The following is a 17,461-nucleotide window of genomic DNA, read 5'->3' as shown; positions in this document are numbered from 1 at the left end:
TTAGGGGAAGCCTGATTTGCGGAGCATCTTAGTGGCGGGACGGAGCTCGAACGCCCCGACCCCGAATTATGGTTCCTGCGCTCGGTTATCTGTTTCGCTCATTACCTCGTGCTTTGTCGCACCCTTCTGCATCGATACCCTGCTCCACACCGCGTCGACGAGTAGTTGCAAGCTCCGCAAGCTCAGTCATCAACTCATCACGTCGAGTTTTGATAGCGGGCAGGTCGTCAACAAATCGTCTGATCTGTCGCGCTAGCGCGTGATCCGCGACCGCTTCAGAGCGCTGTAGCTCGGCGGCATAGTCGAGATAACGCCGCCGGATCGCGTCCTGACGTGACTTGATCTGTTCGTCCCAAGGATGTCTGGCAGACCTGCCACCCCTCACCTCCGAAAGCACCTCCTTACGGGCGAGATGATCGACATCGGGAGTGATCTTTCGCTTTCGCATCGCGAGGACCGCCCCTCGATCGGCCTTTCGAACCCGTCCGCGAGTTCGCCGGGGCGTTGCTTCCGCCGCGATCCCGCGCAGCCGGAGTTCGCCAGCGAACCGTTCCCGCCAGGTCTGAAGATCCGCCTTGCGCGGGTTGAGGCGCTTGCCGTCATGGCCCAGCGACCGAACGGTCAAATGCACGTGGGGATGCTTATCGTCGAGGTGCTGAACGAAGACGTAGTCGTGGTTGTCCCCGAACGTCTCGATGGCAAAAGCTCTCGCTGAATCCTTGACCGCGACAGCGTCGGTTCCCGCCGGCATCGACAGAATGATGTTGATCGAAAGCGATCCATCACGGCGGCGCTTGCCGTCGAGACTGGCATCATCTTCCCAGCGTTGCTGCAGATCTTTCAATCCGGAACGACCCGCCAGCGTCGCGCCCTGCTCTGTTTCCGCATCGAGGTCGCCGTTTCGCGTGATGTAAGCCAGGTGCGACTTAAGATGCGCCACACCCTTGGTGCGGCCGGTAATCTTGACCATCACCTCTGGTGCTCGCCGCACGATGCGTTCGAGCTTTGCACGCATCGCCGGCGTAAGGCGGCCAGGAATGGCCGGATCGGGGATATCCCACTCGGCCCGCCGCGGGCGCCGATTGGGCGTTTCCCAGACATAAGAAATCGGCGGGAGTTCGGAGGCCAGGTCAGTCGGCCGCGGCGAGGAGCGTCGACTCATCGCCGTCCATCCCAATAAACCGCGTTGCCGTGCAGCGCGCTGCGTAGTCGCGCGAGCTCTGTTTCGATGACCAATTTGGCCTCTTGAATTGCGGATAGATCGGGCTCGACCGCCCTACCCTGCAACACACTGACATTTGCGGCACGCGCGATCTGATTGACGTTGCCGCCGATCCGGTTGAGTTCACGAACGATCGCGCGAAGCGCGTCATGCTCGTCCGGGGAATGCTGCATGGGCGACCCCAACCGCGAGCGCACCAGCGCGACGATCCAGCCGGTTCGGGTCATGCCACGCTGATGTGAAACTTCCGCGAGCTGCCGCATCTCGCTCTCGCGAAATCGCACCGTCACCTTCGCCGGTCGTCCGACAGGCAACGCCAAGATGCGCGGGGCCGGTGCAGCTAGTGCATCAGCGATGAGACGCCGCAGCAGCGCGGATTTGCCACCCTGGGTCGCTGCAAGCACTGAGAACGCCGCCGCGACTTCGTCGGAGACGCGAAGCGAGATCAGAGCCATGCACTCCAATCCCAATCGCGATGTAATACATCGCTGGCGCGAAGCCTATCCTGCACTAGGAAGTGCGAATCCCTCCACCCCCTCCATGTTGGTTCAAACCATCGGGCTCGGCGGTCAAGGCTCGGCAGTTGCTGCAGGTGAGATCCAACACAGTCGGCGATCGATGAGGAGAGTTCTTCAGGGAATGATGCAGCCGTCACCCCGAATGCCTGTACTCCACGAAGACCGCGCGTGCAGATTCGCAACATTAGCACTGAATATGTGGACCGCGGCTTTCCAGCAGCCTCCGGCCTCTCTACAGCGCTGTGGGGGGCGCGTTCGGCCTCCGGCTGCTGCGCTAACGCGCCATCCTTCGGATGGGAAATCCGCTCCGCCGGCGCACCAACTGGAGCAGCGTCTCTGAGGAGGCTGTTTAAGAGCACATTCATGCCGATAGGATCTCTACGATTGTGATGGTCGATGCTGGAACCTCTTCCGCTACTTCCGCGCCATCGATCAGCAGCACGGCATAGCGAGAACCTTGAGACGCGAGTCGATCGATTAGGAGACAGCCCGTGCGATCTTGGTGACGCACTCTGATCGTCAGCGATGTCCTCATTCGCTCGTTCCGATCGTCCGAAGAGTTGAGGCGCTTTTCCGCGGCCGCCGTCGCACGGTCTCTCTCCACGGGTCGCAATGCCGATTGGGGTGCGATCCGCCTACGTGCTGGTTGAGCTCCAGGGGCACCTTCGCCATCAGCAGGGGAGCCGCGGACTTTCGTGCGAACTTCGCGGGCCAGTCGGCGGGCGTGTGCGTCGGTGAAGCTTTCCTGTGCTGCGCATAAGGTCTCGACCGCGTTGGGCTGCTCACGCCAAGCCTGGTAGAGCTCATACACAGCACGGATTGATGAGCCGGCAAGCTTCGACCGAAGGAACTCCGGCATATTCTGGACCGACGCGTAGCGAGACACCCAATCCCTGGGCTTCCCGAGCTTGCGCGAGATGTCGGCTTGGTTATCACCCTGCTCCAAGCGGTCCGCGATGAACGCCGCAATTTCGGGGGCATTGAGGTCATCGCGCTGGATATTCTCGATCATCTGAACATAGCGATCCGCAGAACGAGCGGCATGAACGAAAGCCGGCAAGTCACGGAGCCCGGCGCGCTTAGCAGCACGATACCGCCTCGCGCCCATGACGATCACGTACCGGCCTTCCTCGGTCGCTTGCCGCAGCACGATCGGTTGCAGCACTCCATGCTGAAGGACCGATTGCGCAAGCTCGTCGAGCTTGGTTTCGTCGAAGCTGCGACGGGGCTGGTCCGGATCTTCGTCGATACGGTCGATAGAGATGCACGTCGGTTGCCCGATTGTGGCGGCACCATCTTCTGCGACCGCGATGAGCTGCCTGAAGCTGAGATCAAGCGCCATGGGCCGACTCGTCCATCTGAGCGACGATCTTGGCGAGAACATCGCGGATTTCCCGACCGGCCTCCTGCGCAGAGCGGCGCTTCAGCTTCCAGACCGGCAGGCGTTCCGCGACGGCTTCAGCATAGCCGTCCCTTGCAACGATCTGGCCTGGGAATACATATTTGCCAGCCTCGCGCAAAAGTTGCTCAAGATGCATCCTTTGACGCGGCGATTTCGTGTTGAAGTTCGAGGGCAGCAGCCCGAGGAACTTCGTATCCTGGCGGCCATAGCGCCTCTGCACGCCGATAACGGTCTGCATCAGACCTTTGACGCCCTTGATCGAATAGTCCTCCAGATAGATAGGGGCCAGCACATGCGATGCCGCAACCAAACAGCCGACACTGCGAAGTCCAAGTGAAGGCGGCGTATCGATGACGCAGGCATCGAACTGATCCGACGCGATGGCGAGGTTCTTTTGTAGAGTCGTTATGGCGACCGCATCGCTTCGATCGAGATCAGTCAGTGAGCTATCGGCCGGCGCAAGCGTTAGGCTTTCGTCGTCTCTGGGTACTACCCGCATTCCCGGCTTAAACAAATCCGCGGCTAACGTTGAACCTGCGTAGTGCCTCAGCGTATCCGACGCATTGCTCTGCGCATCAACGTCGATCACGAGAACGCGGAGATTCGTTTCCGCCATGAACCAAGCCAAATGCACAGCGAGGGTCGTCTTGCCGACCCCGCCCTTTTGATTGTTGATGACGATGGTCTTCATATTAAGGTCCGAAATGGGTCTGACGGCGCGAGAGGCATATCCTCGTCCGTCATGACAAGGGGATGTTGGTTTGAACCAACAGCGACTGCGAATCCGATCGTGGGAACGATCCCCAAATTCTTCCGGCGAATCCCCTGCCAGAAGAGTCAGGTCAGTACATCGCCATCGGGAGGAGCAAATTCTGGCAAGCTAGGCTGGGACCCGTGCTCGTTGCTGGACCACTGCTGTCGACACGGTCGCGAGAGGATCGTCACGCGAATGCGCGGAGACCGCTTGCGGGCTCCGGGAGCGCTGCCCGGCGGCGCGAGTAACGACAGTGCATCGTAAGATGCAAGACGAGGGGGCTTATGCCCCTCCTCGGCTGCGAGCGCTTCGTTGCGTTGGCGGATGAGTTCGGCCAGTTCGACTTCGAGCGACTTGCGCTCCGCCGGCGTGAATACGCATCCGCGCAGCTCGGCGCGTACCTCTTCAATGGTGTCGATGGTCATGATCGCATCTCCAGTCGAAGGGAGCGGGCCCCGCTTCGCGGCGGAGCCCACTGGCTGAGCCTCAGTCCCGGTTCGGCCGGGACCAGATCAGCTGGAGACCTTCCGCACCTTCGACCTCGGTCAGGGTGGCGTAAATCGGAGCGGGGAAGCTCGGATCGTCCAGCTTGACGGAGAGGTAGTCGCGCTCGGTGTCCTTGGCGGTCTTCTGCCAGGCAGCACCCAGTTCGACGTTGCCCGAGTAGATGCGGAAGTGCGGTCCCTTGTCGGACGGGTTCTCGACGCGGATCAGCTTGGCCTTGACGTTGAGGTTGAGCGTCTTGATCGCGCCGGAGAAGCCATTGCCCGTGGAGGTGAAGGTGCCGATGGTTGCCATTGTCTCATTCCCTTGGTTTTCTCGTGCCGCGCCTATCGCGACCTCGATGGCGGTCGTGAGACCGGAGGCGATCGACCTGCACCCGGAGGGCCGAAATGAAATGGAGGGCGGCCGGCAGCGACTTTCTTGGACCGCGAGGAATGGTGCGCAGCGCCAGGGGAAGAAAGTCGAGGACGGTCGTTGCAGGGACAAGATCGAGAGCCCGCGAAGCGGGATCGGTCTTCGGTCAGACCAGCCTCTATCGAGGACGCTGATGGGTGCGCCTGTCGCGAAAACACAGGGAATGAAGACAGGCAGCCCTAGTCGGTTCGGCCATTCGCATCAAAGTATCGGGCGTCGCAACGAAACGTAGCTCACCTTAAGCAGGCCACCTAAGCGCCGCGTCATCACCCGCAATGGAAACCGTCGCTGTCAACAACGTCGGCGCACCTGTCGAACTCGCCATAGCAAGATCGATAACGAGGCTGGCGACGTACTCGCCAGTTGGATGCAACCCCGCCCTCCGCATCCATGCGACCGACACGCCCTGCGAGGCGTGAAACAGATGCTAGCCTCGCTGGACATGCCGGCCTCCGAGTCCGGGGCGATTCCGCCGGCACGCGCGATAGAACGAAGCTGGCCGTTCGGGTTGCCTCTCCACAGCGTTGGAGAGGGTTGTGAGCACATTCGGCCTCTGCAGCAATCCGGCAGCCCGGCTCGATTTTAACTCGAACGTTATTTGGCCGGCGCTCGCAGCGGGCTGTCGGCCCACTTCCGGGCGGCAGGATCGCGCAGCGGATCGTCCTCACAGACCGGGCAGACGTAGCGCGGCCGGCCGGGCGTGACATCGTCTGGCACGGCCGTCATCGGCTTACCGCACTTCGGGCACAGCTTCCGGCTGAGGTAGAGCGGAGTCATGGTTTTTGCCTGCCGGGACCAGCTTAGTTCCGCTTGCGCCGCGAGCACAAGTAGATCGACGAAAATTGTCCGCATGCACCAGACCGCTTGACGTGGAGCGTGTCTCACACTGAAATCCGATTTTCAGTGATGTTGCGGGGTGGCGTCGTGGAAGAATTTTACCGGGGCTTCGCGCAGCGGGCGCGCGATCTGGCGGAGAACGCCGATCCGTTCACCAGGCGGCGGCTACTCGACCTAGCCCAGCGATACGATCTCAAGAGCAGACCGGGAGCCCCGGGCGGTCGGACCCTCCCGCCGCCGCGCGCGACGTCACCGACGGCGCTGTTTTCCGGCTCCGGCGAAGCTTAAGACTAGTCGGAGCGCGGCCCGGTCGTCGGTTTTCTATGTGTTCATCGACCGGTCCGGGTGTCTGCCGCCCGCGGTCGCGGTGCTCGCGTTAGTACAAGCTAAGCCCTACTGCACTGAACCGCGCACGCGCGCCGCGAAGGGGGGTCATCGCCTGCGCCGCGCGATCTCGTCAGCAACCATGCCCTCCGCCCGCACCAGCCGCTCATGCATGGTCTCGAACATATCGAGTATCTCTTCATTGGGTTCATTCTTGCCCTGCTCGATCGCTTCGGCGACGAGTTCATCGAGGGGCGTCTCCTTCAACCGGCCTTTCTCCAGAAGCTCCTCAAACAGACTATCGCTGCTCGGTTGCGGTTGGATGCGACCGTCGGAGTTGCACCAAACGGTGAATGTCTGTTGTCCCAGAACGGCGTGCTCGACCATCTCCGCATCCAACGGAATCAGCGTCCCCCAGGCCTCGCCCGCCTCGTCCGCGAACCCCGCCACGTACATCCGTTGCTCCGCCGCGCCTTCATCACGAGGCTGGAGGAACGGCGTGAGGACGATTGGAGGGTGTTTTGCCATGGCGGTCTCTCCGAACGGCTTTGCGTCGACCCAGCGCAGCAGCTGGGTCAGTGCGGATATTTTCGATCGCACGAAAAAGCAAGGTCTGGGAACGGCGCTTCATTGCCTCACGCCCGCTGCTTGTCTCGCCGGCGAGAATTGATCTGCGCCATCAGGATCGGACCAAGCGAAAATTCGCCGACCTCCGCTTTTCGCGTCAGACCGCGCAGATAACCGCCGGCGGAATTGATCGCCGTCCCGCGCTGCAGGATACACGCGACGACGATGGCTGCGGGCACCTCGCCCATAACCTTTTGCGCCTCCTCCCAGGCGCTCGGGCTGATGCCCAGCATCGATCGCACAACGGCCGCGGTGGCCACGAAATCGCGCCAGTTCGAAACCCCACCCTTGGCATAGTCGACGATGTCCGGGCACGCACTCAAGACCATTCCCAACGGATACGCCCCTTCCCCGACTCGCGGTGGTTGAGGCTTCGGCTCAGTTCCCGCCGCCCTGCCTTCTCGGAGGCTAGGTTCAAGTTCAATTAAGGCATCGGTATTTGAACTCTGTATGTGGCGCTCAGAATGGGACTCATTGGCGCTCGGATTCTTGGATTTGATGTGTTCTTCCAGAAGATTGAGCACGTCGTCAGCAAGTTGCGACAGCTCGTCGGCGATCGGCTCGAGCTCTTGGCGCGTCGCAGTCCGCGGAATCTGAGCGACCATTGCGCGGAACGCAGCATGCACCTCCTGCCAATCGGCAGGCCCCTGCCCCGCCCTTCGCGTCGGGACACCTTCCTCGATGCCAGTTGCAATCATCTTCGCGATGTCGCGCCGGCACAGCGTGATCCGCTCACGCACCAGTTTGAGTGCGCGGGCCTCGGCTTCGATATCGGCCGCCAGGCTCTCGAACTCCTCCGAGCGCACGACGAGCGGCGACAAATCGAAGCCGAAGGCGAGCTCGATTTCGCCGGCGTTGTCCTTTCGCGCATACCGCTTGCCATTCGGACTGTCGCGCCGAACGATCAGTCCCGCGTCGACCAGTACAGCAAGGTGACGGCGAAGCGTCGATGCCGGCATGCCGTGCGCCCGCCGGGTGAGTTGATGGTTCGACGGGAAGACGATCAGATCATCCTCCCCGGTGAGCGCGGTCTCGGGATGGAAGGTCAGCAGCGCGTTCAATACCGAGAGCGAGCGCTCCGACACGCCAAGCCGCGGCCGTGCCGTGCAGATGGCGTGGAAGATCTTCCACTTGTGCACGATCTTTTCGGGAGGGCGTTCTGTTGCGACCATCTGGCTTGCCACATGGGCAAGCGTCAGAGATCGCCGCCCAAAGGGCGTCGTTGGAGAGTGTGACTGCATGTCTTTGCCTCAGCTGGGCAAAGAAAACCTGCTCGCCGAAACGACGATAAAATCGCGTAGAAACTCTTGACTGCGATTCGCGAAAGTGATTCTCTGTCAGTCGCCAAACTTGAAGAGAAGGGCTTCCGGAACTCCGTTTCGGGGGCCTTTTTCTTTTGCCTTGTCTGCTCCTGGTTCGTGTTTACGGGACGAGGCCGTCAGGCCTCGGTAGTTTCCTGACCGCCGCTCGTTTTGGAAAAGGCGTCGAACAGGGCCGGGATTTGGTCGACAAGAAATGCCGCGAAAGTCGCCGAGACATTCTTGTCGAGGGTAACCCTCAATTCGCGCTCGGCGTGACGCACGCGCGCAATCTTGTCCCCGGATGCGGAGAAGACCGGCTTGTCTTCCGAAGCCTTTGATGTGCCCGCGGACGGCGGACGGCTGGCTGCTGAGAATGCTGCGAGAAACCGTGCGTCAGTTTCCCGCTCCGCAAATTTTGGTTCAGCGATCGCCGCTCTGATACGTTTGAGCGCCGCGGCGTCCTTGATCAATTCAGCGAACGACTGCCAGCGGAAGCGGCCAACTTTCGGAGCCTTGCCGATGGCTTGAATAACATCGGTTGGAACTGATCGGGCCACAGCAAGAAGTTTCGAGGCCTCCGCTCGATCAATCGACAACGCGTCCTGCACGACTGATCGGTTATGCCCCGCATCTTCGATATGCATCGCGAAGGTGGCGCGCTCAATGAAGCTCAGATCTTCGCGTGGTGCGTTCTCGAGTCCTTGTGCCACGACAAGCGCTTCATCCGACAGCGCTCGCAGGATCGCTTTGACCGAAATGCCTAGTTCGCGTGTGGCGCGGACGCGGCGATGACCATACGCGCTCTGGTAGCGCCCTTTTGCTTCAGGATGCTCCCGAACGAGAATGGGCACCTCTTGACCACGCTGTGCAATGGACTGCTTGAGTGCCTCGAACGAGCTATCATCCTGGTCGCGAAACCGGTCGGCCAGCGGTGACGGATCGATAAGCGCGGGGTCGATTTCAAGGATCATCGCTCCGGATGCAATTCTGTCGCGAAGCTCCTCGTTCTCTTTCTCGACTCCGGAAAAAGTGTCTTTCAACGAGCGGACGGATCCCGACGAGACCCGCGGCAACGCACCGGGCATGTTGTCAGCTGACAACGCAGGTGATTGCGGGGCCGTGAAAAGGCTCTTGATAGTGTCAGTACGTTTGCTCATCGACCCCACACCTTCTTAAGAAGTTGCGCGATTTCAGCATTGACCGCGTCGACCGATTCCAATGCCCGGTCGTAGGCGCCCCGCCCTACGGCGCCGCGCTCCAGCTCATAAAGTGATTGCTTGGTGAGACCAGCATTGGCGATCGCGGTCGATTTCCACACTGTGGCCTGGAGCACATCCGATCCAAAAAGGGTCCGGAGGAGAGCCACGATTTGCGCTTCGGGCACGTCATTAGGATCATGACGCGTAATGACGTACCGGATGAAATCGTGATCGAGTCGCCCGCCAGCTTCCTCGATGACGGACATGAGGTCCGACGTCATGAGGAGAAATTGGCTCATGGACGCGACATCGACCATCTGAGGATGGATGGTCACGAGCATCGCGGTCGCCGCGTTCAGCGCGCCCATGGTCAAGTAACCGAGTTGGGGTGGGCAGTCGATGACGACGACGTCATAGTCGTCGGCGACCTGGTCGATAGCGCTGGCGACACGACGAAAAAACAGGTCGTGGCCTCGTTCACGCCGCTCGACCATTGCTCGGGGCGTGGTGTGCTCGAACTCCATAAGCTCGAGATTGCCTGGAACGAGACCTATCCCGTCAAAATAGGTCGGCCGAACGACCTCGCGCATTGGCCGCCGGTGTTCGTCATATCGTATGGCGCCGTAGAGGGTCTCGTTCGCGGCGATGTCGAACTCGGGTTGGTACCCGAACATTGCTGACAGCGAAGCTTGCGGATCGAGATCGATCGCGAGGACCCGAAAGCCAGCAAGGGCGAGGTATTGCGAAAGATACAACGCCGTCGTCGTCTTGGCGGAGCCGCCTTTGAAGTTCGCGACGGTAATGATCTGTAGCTTGTCGCCTGGGCGCCGGCGCGGGAGAAATTCCATTGCTTCGCGGGGCCGCGCGGTGGCTAGATACCCACGCAACTCATGAATCTGACCCAGAGTGTAAGACCGTCGCCCCCCGATTCCTGTCGCTGGGGTCGGTCCAAGTCCGTCGAGAGAAAGCTGCCGAAGATACCCATCGGACACGCCCGCAATTCGTGCAACCTCCCCTGAGGTGAACGACCGGAGCGATTTGCTCGCTGAAGGCGGGAAAAGCGTCGTCGCGAGCGAGCGAAGCTGGCCGGAAAGAATGCCGGCATGTCGAGAGATCCGCGCAGACGCGGTCTCGCTCATCGTAACCAAATCTTCCGCTAAGATCGCCATTTGCCTTCTCAAGACGGTTTTTGCGCGTCAGACGCCTAAACTCCGTCTTGAGAGATGGCCACGATTCTATGATTTGAGCAAGAAATAAAGGGTTAACGAGTTCTTAACGCCCGATGGCGCGCCCAACAGCGAGCAAACGGCCTATTGGCGTCGCCTTGCTGTTGTCAGCTGACAACAATGGCCCCAGCCGGCGGAGCGAGCCTCTATTATAGCGTGATTCGGCTGGGCTCCACGGACCCCCAAGCGTCATTCTGTAGTCACGCCACCTGCTGCTCCGATCAGTGCTGCTACCCCGCGGCGCGCCGAGGGGCCTCCTTCCATGCGCAGTAAACTCCTCGCTTCTGGTATCGACTCAGCGTGCACCGGGCTTGACGGGGGTTTTCTCTCCCCGCGCGAGCGTCCCTATTTCCCGCTTCTCAGCCAGTCGTCGCTACCGCAGCAGCACTGCATTGGGCGCCGCTCGCCCGAAGCAGAAGCGAGGGGCACACGGTAACAGGGTCTCCAACCGGTCGGACGATCGGCTGTCGAATCTGCGATTGATCTTGCGCAGCCTGATCACACCCGGACCTCCAGCCGCAACGCCGCCCGCCCGGCCCTGCCTGCGAAGGCAGGTAACGTGACCCCGGGGCCTCACCCGGACCGGCGCGCCGTGCTGCAGATCGGCTAGCGCTCGACCCGATCCATCTTAGCGCCTGGCGTTAAGACGCCCCACGTCAATGCCCCGCCCGATCCAAAGTTTGGGAGACGGAAATTTCCCTGCGAGGGCGCCGCATTAGGATTCCATCCTAAGCAAGGGGCTTCGAGCGCAGGATCGTCCATCAGGAAGCGCTACAGATGTTGTCAGCTGACAACATCCACTCCCTCCAACCGGACCGCCCAAGGGGATGGCGGCGCCAGGGTCGGCAGGCGAAAGCGCGACCAAGGCGTGACCGTGGATTATAGGGAAGGAACTAGGCGAGGAGCAGGTTTAGCTCGCGCCTTGCCTCGATCCGATGCGTCAGGAAGCTAATGCGCGGTGTCCGGCGTCGGAACGGCACGGCATTCGCGGGCGCAAAGCCGACCAGCAATCCAGTCTGGCAGAGTTGCGTTACATCAGAACAAGGTCGGTTCGATCGGGTAGGGGAAAATCGACTCACGCGATGCCAGCTACCAACCAGCCCCTGGAGCAGTCGTTGTCAGCTGACAACAAGGGCGCTACCCACGGGGAGGGATGTTGTCAGCTGACAACAATCTGCGTCCTGCGGTCATTTGGACCCGCGGGCGGCGACGCACGTCCGTCCGGTCGGGCCAAGCCCGGCATAGCATCAGCAGTCCTCGTCGATCTGGACCCGATGAATTCACATCTCGGAAGCCGAGGCCGGAAAAGATTGGTCTCGCCTCCAGCCCGGGACATGCCGCGTGGTTCCGAGGGAAAAAGCACCCGAAGACGGTGAGGCCTGGATTCATAGAATGCTAACCATAAGAAACCTAATGGCCTCTGCCCGTCCTTATGACCCTCACTACGGCAAGGGCGACACCCGGCTCAATCTCGGGGACTATCTCGCCTAGAACCGCTGATGTTCAAGGGCGCCGATTTCCCCCAGACCGACGAGGCGGCCTGACAAGCGCTACTATCGGAGCGAGGCGGGACATGGCAGAAGTTCTGAACGGTGATTCGCAGCGAAGCTGCCGAGCCGACTACGGGCAAGCCAGCCCAAGAGCTATGCTACGACCGGACCGACGAAGCGTCCGAAAGAGGGCAGGGAGCTGCCAATCGGCGCCCCCTCTCGGCGGTTGAAGCCACAGCCGCCAAGCCGCCAGAACCGCCGATTGGCGAACCAAATTCAATCCTTTCGATCGGGCAATGATCGATCGGACGGACGTCCGGAACCGACATCGCTATGACGGAAGCAAAGGTCGTGTTAGCTTCCGTTTCGTTGGTTCCTATTAAGGTTATCAAGACCTTGCCGTGCAGCTACAAAATCCCAGATCCGCTGCCCTGGGCCCAGCTCGTCGGGCCGCTCGCAGCCGCCGAGGATGCACTGGCCCGCCTCGACGAGCGGCTAGCCAAAAGTCCAATCCGCGACGGCGCAATTAGCCGGACGCACTTCACTGATGCCTGCGCCAGTTTGTGGCTGGACGGCGAACTTGTCCATCTTGATGACCTCGTCCTCCACGACGCCGGCATGGACGTCCGCGCCCCCACCCACGAGCTGACGCGCGCACATGCGGTGCTGCGCGCCCGTCGGCGCATCGCCGACGCGAAGCCGGAGTGGGCGCTGTCAGCTACCGGGCTCACCAGCCTCCGCGGCCGAGGCGAGCGAGAAGAGGAGACGAGCACCCGGAAGGAAGGTGAGGGGGGTCTCGAGGTGGACGACGACGTGGAGCGGGAGGAGATGGATCTTGAAGGGCCGATCGGCGTCCTTGAGACCGATCCCCACCTGACCGCTGCCTTCGACGCGGTCGACGCAGCGAACGCTAGGGCGGTGCGCAGGCTTGCCGGCGAGACTCGGTTTCGGCCGGATCGGGATTCTCTCGTCTACGATCCCGACTGGGATGAGGAGGGGCGGCTCGACCACTGGCGCGCCGTGGTCGACCAAACCCGCGGCCTGCCGCCGAGCCTAGCAGGGGCGATTGCCGCTGACGCCTGGGGTGAGATCGAGCCGCTCGAGCACACGCCGTGGCTCGGCCGCCTGCTCGCCGCGGCATTGTTGAGGGATCGCGGCAAAACGCGCTGGCATCTGCCGTGCCTGCATGCTGGGCTGAAGAACATTCCGCGTGAGCGCCGGCGGCCACGCGACGTCGCAGCGCGTTTGGTCGTGCAGCTCGAGGCCATGACCGCCGCCGCCGAATCTGGCCGTAAGGACCATGACCGCTGGCTGATGGCCAGAAATCTACTTGCCCGAAAACTTGCCGGCCGCCGCGCCACTTCAAATCTGCCGGCTCTCCTCGACTATGTGCTGACCAGGCCGATCGTCTCCGCGGGCATGATTGCGGCGGAGCTCGGGATCACACCCCGTGCTGCCCAAAACCTTGTGGCCGAACTCGGCCTGCGCGAGGCAACCGGGCGGGGACGCTATCGGGCGTGGGGCGTACTGTAGCGGCGAAAGTCGGTGCTATGGATGCTCGGTGACTGAGCCGAGAATAAGAACAAAAACGCCGCCCGCTTGAAATCCAGCGCAGGCGGCGGCCTTTTCCAGCCCCGGGAGGGTGTGACGCAAAACCCCGGTAACGCTGGAGACACCGGACCGAGGCCTTTATTCTACCGGAGGACGCGCGCAGAAAAGGCTTGAAGATCGTATTTAGTTTGAGATTACTTATCGTAGCTCGACTACGATATAAGTATCAAATCCAAACTTGCGGGACTTTGGAATAACCTATATTATCGTAGCATGGCTACGATTCAGAGGAATAAGCTAAACAAGCTCTATACCCACATGGCGCCCGGGACGCCGCTGACCTCCGATGACCTCGCCGCCCTCGGGATCTCGGCCGACCTTGCCGTCCACTATGTCCGTGCCGGCTGGCTGCAACGGCTGGCCCGCGGCGTGTATTGCCGCCCAAACGATCCGCCCGCCTTGCATCCGAGCCTCGTCCTGCTCCAGCGGAGCTTCGAAGGATTGCATGTCGGTGGCAAGTCCGCGCTCGACTGGCACGGTATACGGCAATACCTGTCCCAACGGCCTGTCCTCCACCTCTATGGCTGGAAAGCGGGACGCCTTCCGGACTGGTTCACCGAGCGCTTCCCAGCCGAGTACCACCGCAAGCGCCTCTTCAAGGAAGAGCCCGGCGCGCTGCTACATGTCCGGCCTTTAGAGAACCGCAAGAGCGGCCCGCTCGTCTCGGCGCCGGAACGCGCGTTGCTAGAAGTGTTAAGCGAAGTCGGTGTCCGGCAGCCGCTGCAAGAAGCGCGCGAGCTGGTCGAAAGCACCTACAGCCTGCGTGCCGATCTGCTGCGAGACCTGCTTAAGCGGTGCACCAGCGTCAAGACCGTTCGCCTGTGCTTGCAGCTCGGCCGCGAACTCACCCAGCCCTGGGCCGGCAAGCTCGATCCATCTCAGTTGCCCAAAGGCAGCGACAGGGCCTGGGTGTCACGCTCCGATGATGGGCTCCTGGTGCTGAAGCCATGAACCAGATCTACCTCGACAGCGCGCGGTTGCTGACACGCGTGGCGCCGCTGGTGCTCGTCGAGGATACGTTCGCACTCAAGGGCGGCACGGCGATCAACCTGTTCGTGCGCGACATGCCGCGGCTGTCGGTCGATCTCGATCTGGTGTTTCCCGACCACACACTGCCGCGCGAGCAGGCGCTACAGCACATCAACGAGGCCATCCGCCAGTCGGCCGCGCGCCTGCAGAAGCAGGGCTTCCAAACCCATGCGCCGGCCACAACGGAGTCCGGTGAGACCAAGCTGCTGGTGCGGCGAGGGGGCATCGAAGTGAAAATCGAGGTCAATTTCGTCATGCGTGGCACCGTCCATCCGGTGCACATGGCGTCACTAACGGACGCTGCGCGCGACACGCTGCAGGCGGATCTCGAAATCCCGGTGGTGTCGTTCGAAGACGTGTATGGCGGCAAATTGGTTGCGGCAATGGACCGGCAGCACCCTCGCGATCTGTTCGACGTCACACAGCTTTTCGCGCACGAGGGAATTACGGCCGGCATCCGCCGCGCTTTCGTCGTCTATCTCGCGAGCCATAACCGGCCGGTGCACGAAGTCCTGTTTCCGTCTCTGCGCGACATCCGCCAGGATTTCGAGCACAATTTCGCGGGCATGACCGCCGAGCCGGTCGAACTCGATGCGCTCTTGGCAGCGCGCGAGCGAATGATGCGCGAACTGCAGCAAGGTCTGAGCGCCGATGAACGCAGCTTCCTGCTGTCGCTGGTTGCCGCAGCGCCCGAATGGTCGCTACTGGGCCTGCCGCACTTGGAGCGGCTTCCCGGGTTGCGATGGAAGCTGCAAAACCTCGAACGGCTTCGGAAGACCAATGCCCGAAAATTCGCCGAGCAATCGGATGCGCTGGGTCGGCTATTATAGCTGAGTATCAGCTTGAAAAATCACTCCTCGACCGTCCGACAGGAATGCCTCCGCCCTTCAACGTACGCGATGGGCCGTCGCCGCGGGTTGGCTATCGATGATAGCAATATAGGCGGCGTGATGAGGCAGCACTTGCCAACTTTACGCGCGCGTTCAAAATCGGTCGCCTTTCCGGCCCTACGAGCGAAGGCCCCGCCTCTCGGCGGGGCCACCTGCGCGGCGTCTCAGTCGCGGTTCGGGCGAGACCAGATGAGCGAGTGGCCTTCCTCGCCTTCCACCTCGACCAGCGTGGCGTAGATGGGAGCCGCAAAGCTCGGGTCGTCCAACTTGACCGAGAGATAGTCGCGGTTCTGCTCCTGGGACTTCTTCTTCCAACCGGCGCCGAACTCGATGGTGCCTGCGAAGATCCGGTAGTCCGGGGCCTTCTCCGAGGTCCGCTCGGCCGGGACGATCTTGGCCTTCACGGTGCCGAGCGCAAGGGTCTTAACGGTACCCACGAAGCCGTTGCCGTTCATGGTGAAGTTGCCGATGGTAGCCATGTTCGTATCCTCTTTCGTCTCTCGGGCCGCGACCATCGCGACCTCGATGGCTGTCGTGGACCGGAGGCGATCGGGCCGCACCCGAAGGGCCGCCACGCAGTAGAGGGCGGCCAGTGCGAGGCTTTCTTGTCTCGCGAGGAATGGGCGCACAGCGACCAGGGGAAGAAAGCGGAGAACGGCCGTTGCGGCTTTTTGATCGAGGCGGAGCGCAGCGACGACGGCCTTCGGTTAGACATGCCAAATCGAGGACGCACTGGACGCGACAGGCCGAACGATGAGGATCCGACTGAGCGACAGGCCAGCCGCGCCGCACGACAATGGGCGCGTTGGTGAAAGAGACTCGCGCGCGCCGCGTAAGCCTTCCTCCGGACCAGCGGACGCAATAACAAATCCGGACTGTCGCATCGTGGATGACATCAGCCTTCTGCGGCTTCGGAAAGACACTCGTCCAGAAACAGACGGGGCATCTCGGAAGCTAGAAGAACCCGCCCGGCGCATCTCGCCGACGCCGTCAGGATGGAAAGCATCGGCTCTCCAGTCATCGGCACAAGCATGACGATGCACATAGGAAAAGGCCCCGCCGTGAGGCGAGGCCTTTCGTCATTTTCTGGAAAGGTGAACGATGAGCGCAAGCGGCCGAGGCGCGGATCGTTGCGCCTCATGCCGCTTGGTCGATCTCGGCCGGCTTGGGTTGAAGATCGTGCAAATAGGTGACTGCCCGCTGAGCGTGGGCGGCCGCGGAGAAGATGAAACGCTTCTCGTTGGACAGCACCTCCAACCACGACGCAAGATAACTTGCGTGATCGGTGCGCGGCTCGAGTTCAGGTACGATACCGAGATCCGCACTGAGGAAACTCGCGCCAAGTTCGGCGACCAACTCTTCGCGCGCGCGCTCGCTCCGATCTTTGGCGTAGCGGCTGAGATCGCGATTGACGCGATGCGCCGGCGCTGTCCAATGCACACATTCGTGCGCGAGCGTGGCGGCGTAGCTCTCCGCGTCACGGAAGCTCTCGAATGGCGGCATCTGGATGAGATCGAGCGCCGGCGCGAAAAATGCCTTGTCGCCGCCATGTCGGATGGTTGCGCCCGTATTGGCGAAGAATCCGTCTACATGCGCAATGCGTTGCCCTGGCGCGATGCTTGGAGCCGGGCGCCCATAATAGTGATCCGGCAAGTCGTCGATCTGATCGACGCAAAACACCGTATAGGCGCGCAGGAACGGAATGGTCCGTTCGACGTCGTCGCCATGCTCATCGGTCTCGGTCTTGGTGAACTTGTTTGCATAGACGACCATCGTTCCGCTCTCACCCTTGCGGACGTGACCGCCGAGTTCGAGCGCCTGCTTGAAGGTCATCCAGATCGGTGATGTGAAGCCACGCGCGACCGCTTCCGACCACAGCAGCACGACGTTGATGCCCTGATAGGGCATGCCGTTGTGACGCAGCGGCCGCGTGATGCGTCCAGCGGCGTTGGCCGCATTCCATGGCTTGACCCACGGACGTACGCCGCGCTCCAGGTCCGCGACGATGCGATCGGTGATCCGCGCATAGATGTCGGCGCGGGGGTTCGTTTTCTTACCTGTCATGATCCCAGTCTCCGTTGAAGACCGCGCCCGTCGCGGCCCGTCGCGGAGG

Annotated in this window: 17 protein-coding genes; 4 read left to right on the top strand and 13 right to left on the bottom strand. The window is 61.6% G+C overall.

The features are described 5' to 3' along the window. Positions 1-85: 85 nt before the first annotated feature. From JQ616_RS29455 to JQ616_RS29425, 7 genes are all read right to left on the bottom strand, one after another. Positions 86-1,162 carry a relaxase/mobilization nuclease domain-containing protein gene (locus JQ616_RS29455; RefSeq protein WP_212020681.1) on the bottom strand — a complete coding sequence of 359 codons (1,077 nt, stop codon included), beginning with the start codon at positions 1,160-1,162 and terminating at the stop codon, positions 86-88. Further along, positions 1,159-1,677 carry a MobC family plasmid mobilization relaxosome protein gene (locus JQ616_RS29450; protein ID WP_212020679.1) on the bottom strand — a complete coding sequence of 173 codons (519 nt, stop codon included), beginning with the start codon at positions 1,675-1,677 and terminating at the stop codon, positions 1,159-1,161. Before JQ616_RS29450 ends, JQ616_RS29455 begins: the two co-directional genes overlap by 4 nt. A 424-nt stretch (positions 1,678-2,101) precedes the next feature. Then, entirely contained in the window at positions 2,102-3,082 is a 981-nt protein-coding gene (locus JQ616_RS29445) for a ParB/RepB/Spo0J family partition protein (protein ID WP_212020677.1), read from the bottom strand. After that, on the bottom strand, positions 3,072-3,833 hold the full coding sequence (locus JQ616_RS29440; protein ID WP_212020675.1) for a ParA family protein: 762 nt from the start codon (positions 3,831-3,833) through the stop codon (positions 3,072-3,074). The genes JQ616_RS29445 and JQ616_RS29440 overlap by 11 nt, the downstream gene beginning before the upstream one ends. Positions 3,834-3,979: 146 nt before the next feature. Continuing rightward, a complete protein-coding gene (locus JQ616_RS29435; RefSeq protein ID WP_212020945.1) occupies positions 3,980-4,321 on the bottom strand; it encodes a hypothetical protein in 342 nt (113 codons plus the stop codon). Positions 4,322-4,382: 61 nt separating this feature from the next. Then, complete coding sequence (locus tag JQ616_RS29430) at positions 4,383-4,694, bottom strand: DUF736 domain-containing protein (RefSeq protein WP_018273795.1); 312 nt, start codon at positions 4,692-4,694, stop codon at positions 4,383-4,385. 714 nt (positions 4,695-5,408) lie between these two features. Further along, a complete protein-coding gene (locus JQ616_RS29425; RefSeq protein WP_212020673.1) occupies positions 5,409-5,591 on the bottom strand; it encodes a zinc ribbon domain-containing protein in 183 nt (60 codons plus the stop codon). Between the two features lie 147 nt (positions 5,592-5,738). On the opposite strand from JQ616_RS29425, the gene JQ616_RS39460 reads away from it, so the two are divergent. Further along, positions 5,739-5,939, top strand: a complete 201-nt coding sequence (locus JQ616_RS39460; protein ID WP_349630061.1) for a hypothetical protein — start codon at positions 5,739-5,741, stop codon at positions 5,937-5,939. 144 nt (positions 5,940-6,083) lie between these two features. On the opposite strand, the gene JQ616_RS29420 is transcribed toward JQ616_RS39460, so the two are convergent. The 4 genes from JQ616_RS29420 to repA form a co-directional block, all read right to left on the bottom strand. Continuing rightward, positions 6,084-6,503 carry a hypothetical protein gene (locus JQ616_RS29420; RefSeq protein ID WP_249137421.1) on the bottom strand — a complete coding sequence of 140 codons (420 nt, stop codon included), beginning with the start codon at positions 6,501-6,503 and terminating at the stop codon, positions 6,084-6,086. A gap of 107 nt (positions 6,504-6,610) precedes the next feature. Beyond that, positions 6,611-7,843 (bottom strand): plasmid replication protein RepC, encoded by a 1,233-nt coding sequence (repC, locus tag JQ616_RS29415; protein WP_212020669.1) that lies wholly within the window; start codon positions 7,841-7,843, stop codon positions 6,611-6,613. A 197-nt stretch (positions 7,844-8,040) separates the two neighbouring features. After that, positions 8,041-9,060 carry a plasmid partitioning protein RepB gene (gene repB / locus JQ616_RS29410; protein WP_212020667.1) on the bottom strand — a complete coding sequence of 340 codons (1,020 nt, stop codon included), beginning with the start codon at positions 9,058-9,060 and terminating at the stop codon, positions 8,041-8,043. Beyond that, complete coding sequence (gene repA, locus JQ616_RS29405) at positions 9,057-10,271, bottom strand: plasmid partitioning protein RepA (RefSeq protein WP_212020665.1); 1,215 nt, start codon at positions 10,269-10,271, stop codon at positions 9,057-9,059. Before repA ends, repB begins: the two co-directional genes overlap by 4 nt. A gap of 1,880 nt (positions 10,272-12,151) precedes the next feature. Here repA and JQ616_RS29400 point away from each other — a divergent pair. The 3 genes from JQ616_RS29400 (at position 12,152) to JQ616_RS29390 (ending at position 15,288) form a co-directional block, all read left to right on the top strand. Then, positions 12,152-13,351, top strand: a complete 1,200-nt coding sequence (locus tag JQ616_RS29400; protein ID WP_212020663.1) for an RHE_PE00001 family protein — start codon at positions 12,152-12,154, stop codon at positions 13,349-13,351. Between the two features lie 291 nt (positions 13,352-13,642). Next, complete coding sequence (locus JQ616_RS29395; protein WP_212020661.1) at positions 13,643-14,380, top strand: type IV toxin-antitoxin system AbiEi family antitoxin domain-containing protein; 738 nt, start codon at positions 13,643-13,645, stop codon at positions 14,378-14,380. Beyond that, complete coding sequence (locus JQ616_RS29390; RefSeq protein WP_212020659.1) at positions 14,377-15,288, top strand: nucleotidyl transferase AbiEii/AbiGii toxin family protein; 912 nt, start codon at positions 14,377-14,379, stop codon at positions 15,286-15,288. The genes JQ616_RS29395 and JQ616_RS29390 overlap by 4 nt, the downstream gene beginning before the upstream one ends. Before the next feature lie 224 nt (positions 15,289-15,512). On the opposite strand, the gene JQ616_RS29385 is transcribed toward JQ616_RS29390, so the two are convergent. Both JQ616_RS29385 and JQ616_RS29380 read right to left on the bottom strand, forming a co-directional pair. After that, complete coding sequence (locus JQ616_RS29385; RefSeq protein WP_038381280.1) at positions 15,513-15,863, bottom strand: DUF736 domain-containing protein; 351 nt, start codon at positions 15,861-15,863, stop codon at positions 15,513-15,515. A gap of 622 nt (positions 15,864-16,485) precedes the next feature. Next, entirely contained in the window at positions 16,486-17,412 is a 927-nt protein-coding gene (locus tag JQ616_RS29380; RefSeq protein WP_212020657.1) for an ArdC family protein, read from the bottom strand. Positions 17,413-17,461: the final 49 nt, after the last annotated feature.

Source organism: Bradyrhizobium tropiciagri, from assembly GCF_018130545.1.
In the GTDB taxonomy this organism is placed as follows: Bacteria; Pseudomonadota; Alphaproteobacteria; order Rhizobiales; family Xanthobacteraceae; genus Bradyrhizobium; species Bradyrhizobium tropiciagri_A.
Note: the sequence above shows the minus strand (reverse complement) of the source record. Positions and strands in the feature narration are given on the sequence as shown.

Excerpts from the sequence above, each read along its gene's own strand:
- JQ616_RS29455 (WP_212020681.1), bottom strand. The coding sequence starts at position 1,162 with ATGAGTCGACGCTCCTCGCCGCGGCCGACTGACCTGGCCTCCGAACTC.
- JQ616_RS29450 (WP_212020679.1), bottom strand. The coding sequence starts at position 1,677 with ATGGCTCTGATCTCGCTTCGCGTCTCCGACGAAGTCGCGGCGGCGTTC.
- JQ616_RS29445 (WP_212020677.1), bottom strand. The coding sequence starts at position 3,082 with ATGGCGCTTGATCTCAGCTTCAGGCAGCTCATCGCGGTCGCAGAAGAT.
- JQ616_RS29440 (WP_212020675.1), bottom strand. The coding sequence starts at position 3,833 with ATGAAGACCATCGTCATCAACAATCAAAAGGGCGGGGTCGGCAAGACG.
- JQ616_RS29435 (WP_212020945.1), bottom strand. The coding sequence starts at position 4,321 with ATGACCATCGACACCATTGAAGAGGTACGCGCCGAGCTGCGCGGATGC.
- JQ616_RS29430 (WP_018273795.1), bottom strand. The coding sequence starts at position 4,694 with ATGGCAACCATCGGCACCTTCACCTCCACGGGCAATGGCTTCTCCGGC.
- JQ616_RS29425 (WP_212020673.1), bottom strand. The coding sequence starts at position 5,591 with ATGACTCCGCTCTACCTCAGCCGGAAGCTGTGCCCGAAGTGCGGTAAG.
- JQ616_RS29420 (WP_249137421.1), bottom strand. The coding sequence starts at position 6,503 with ATGGCAAAACACCCTCCAATCGTCCTCACGCCGTTCCTCCAGCCTCGT.
- repC (WP_212020669.1), bottom strand. The coding sequence starts at position 7,843 with ATGCAGTCACACTCTCCAACGACGCCCTTTGGGCGGCGATCTCTGACG.
- repB (WP_212020667.1), bottom strand. The coding sequence starts at position 9,060 with ATGAGCAAACGTACTGACACTATCAAGAGCCTTTTCACGGCCCCGCAA.
- repA (WP_212020665.1), bottom strand. The coding sequence starts at position 10,271 with ATGGCGATCTTAGCGGAAGATTTGGTTACGATGAGCGAGACCGCGTCT.
- JQ616_RS29400 (WP_212020663.1), top strand. The coding sequence starts at position 12,152 with ATGACGGAAGCAAAGGTCGTGTTAGCTTCCGTTTCGTTGGTTCCTATT.
- JQ616_RS29395 (WP_212020661.1), top strand. The coding sequence starts at position 13,643 with ATGGCTACGATTCAGAGGAATAAGCTAAACAAGCTCTATACCCACATG.
- JQ616_RS29390 (WP_212020659.1), top strand. The coding sequence starts at position 14,377 with ATGAACCAGATCTACCTCGACAGCGCGCGGTTGCTGACACGCGTGGCG.
- JQ616_RS29385 (WP_038381280.1), bottom strand. The coding sequence starts at position 15,863 with ATGGTCGCGGCCCGAGAGACGAAAGAGGATACGAACATGGCTACCATC.
- JQ616_RS29380 (WP_212020657.1), bottom strand. The coding sequence starts at position 17,412 with ATGACAGGTAAGAAAACGAACCCCCGCGCCGACATCTATGCGCGGATC.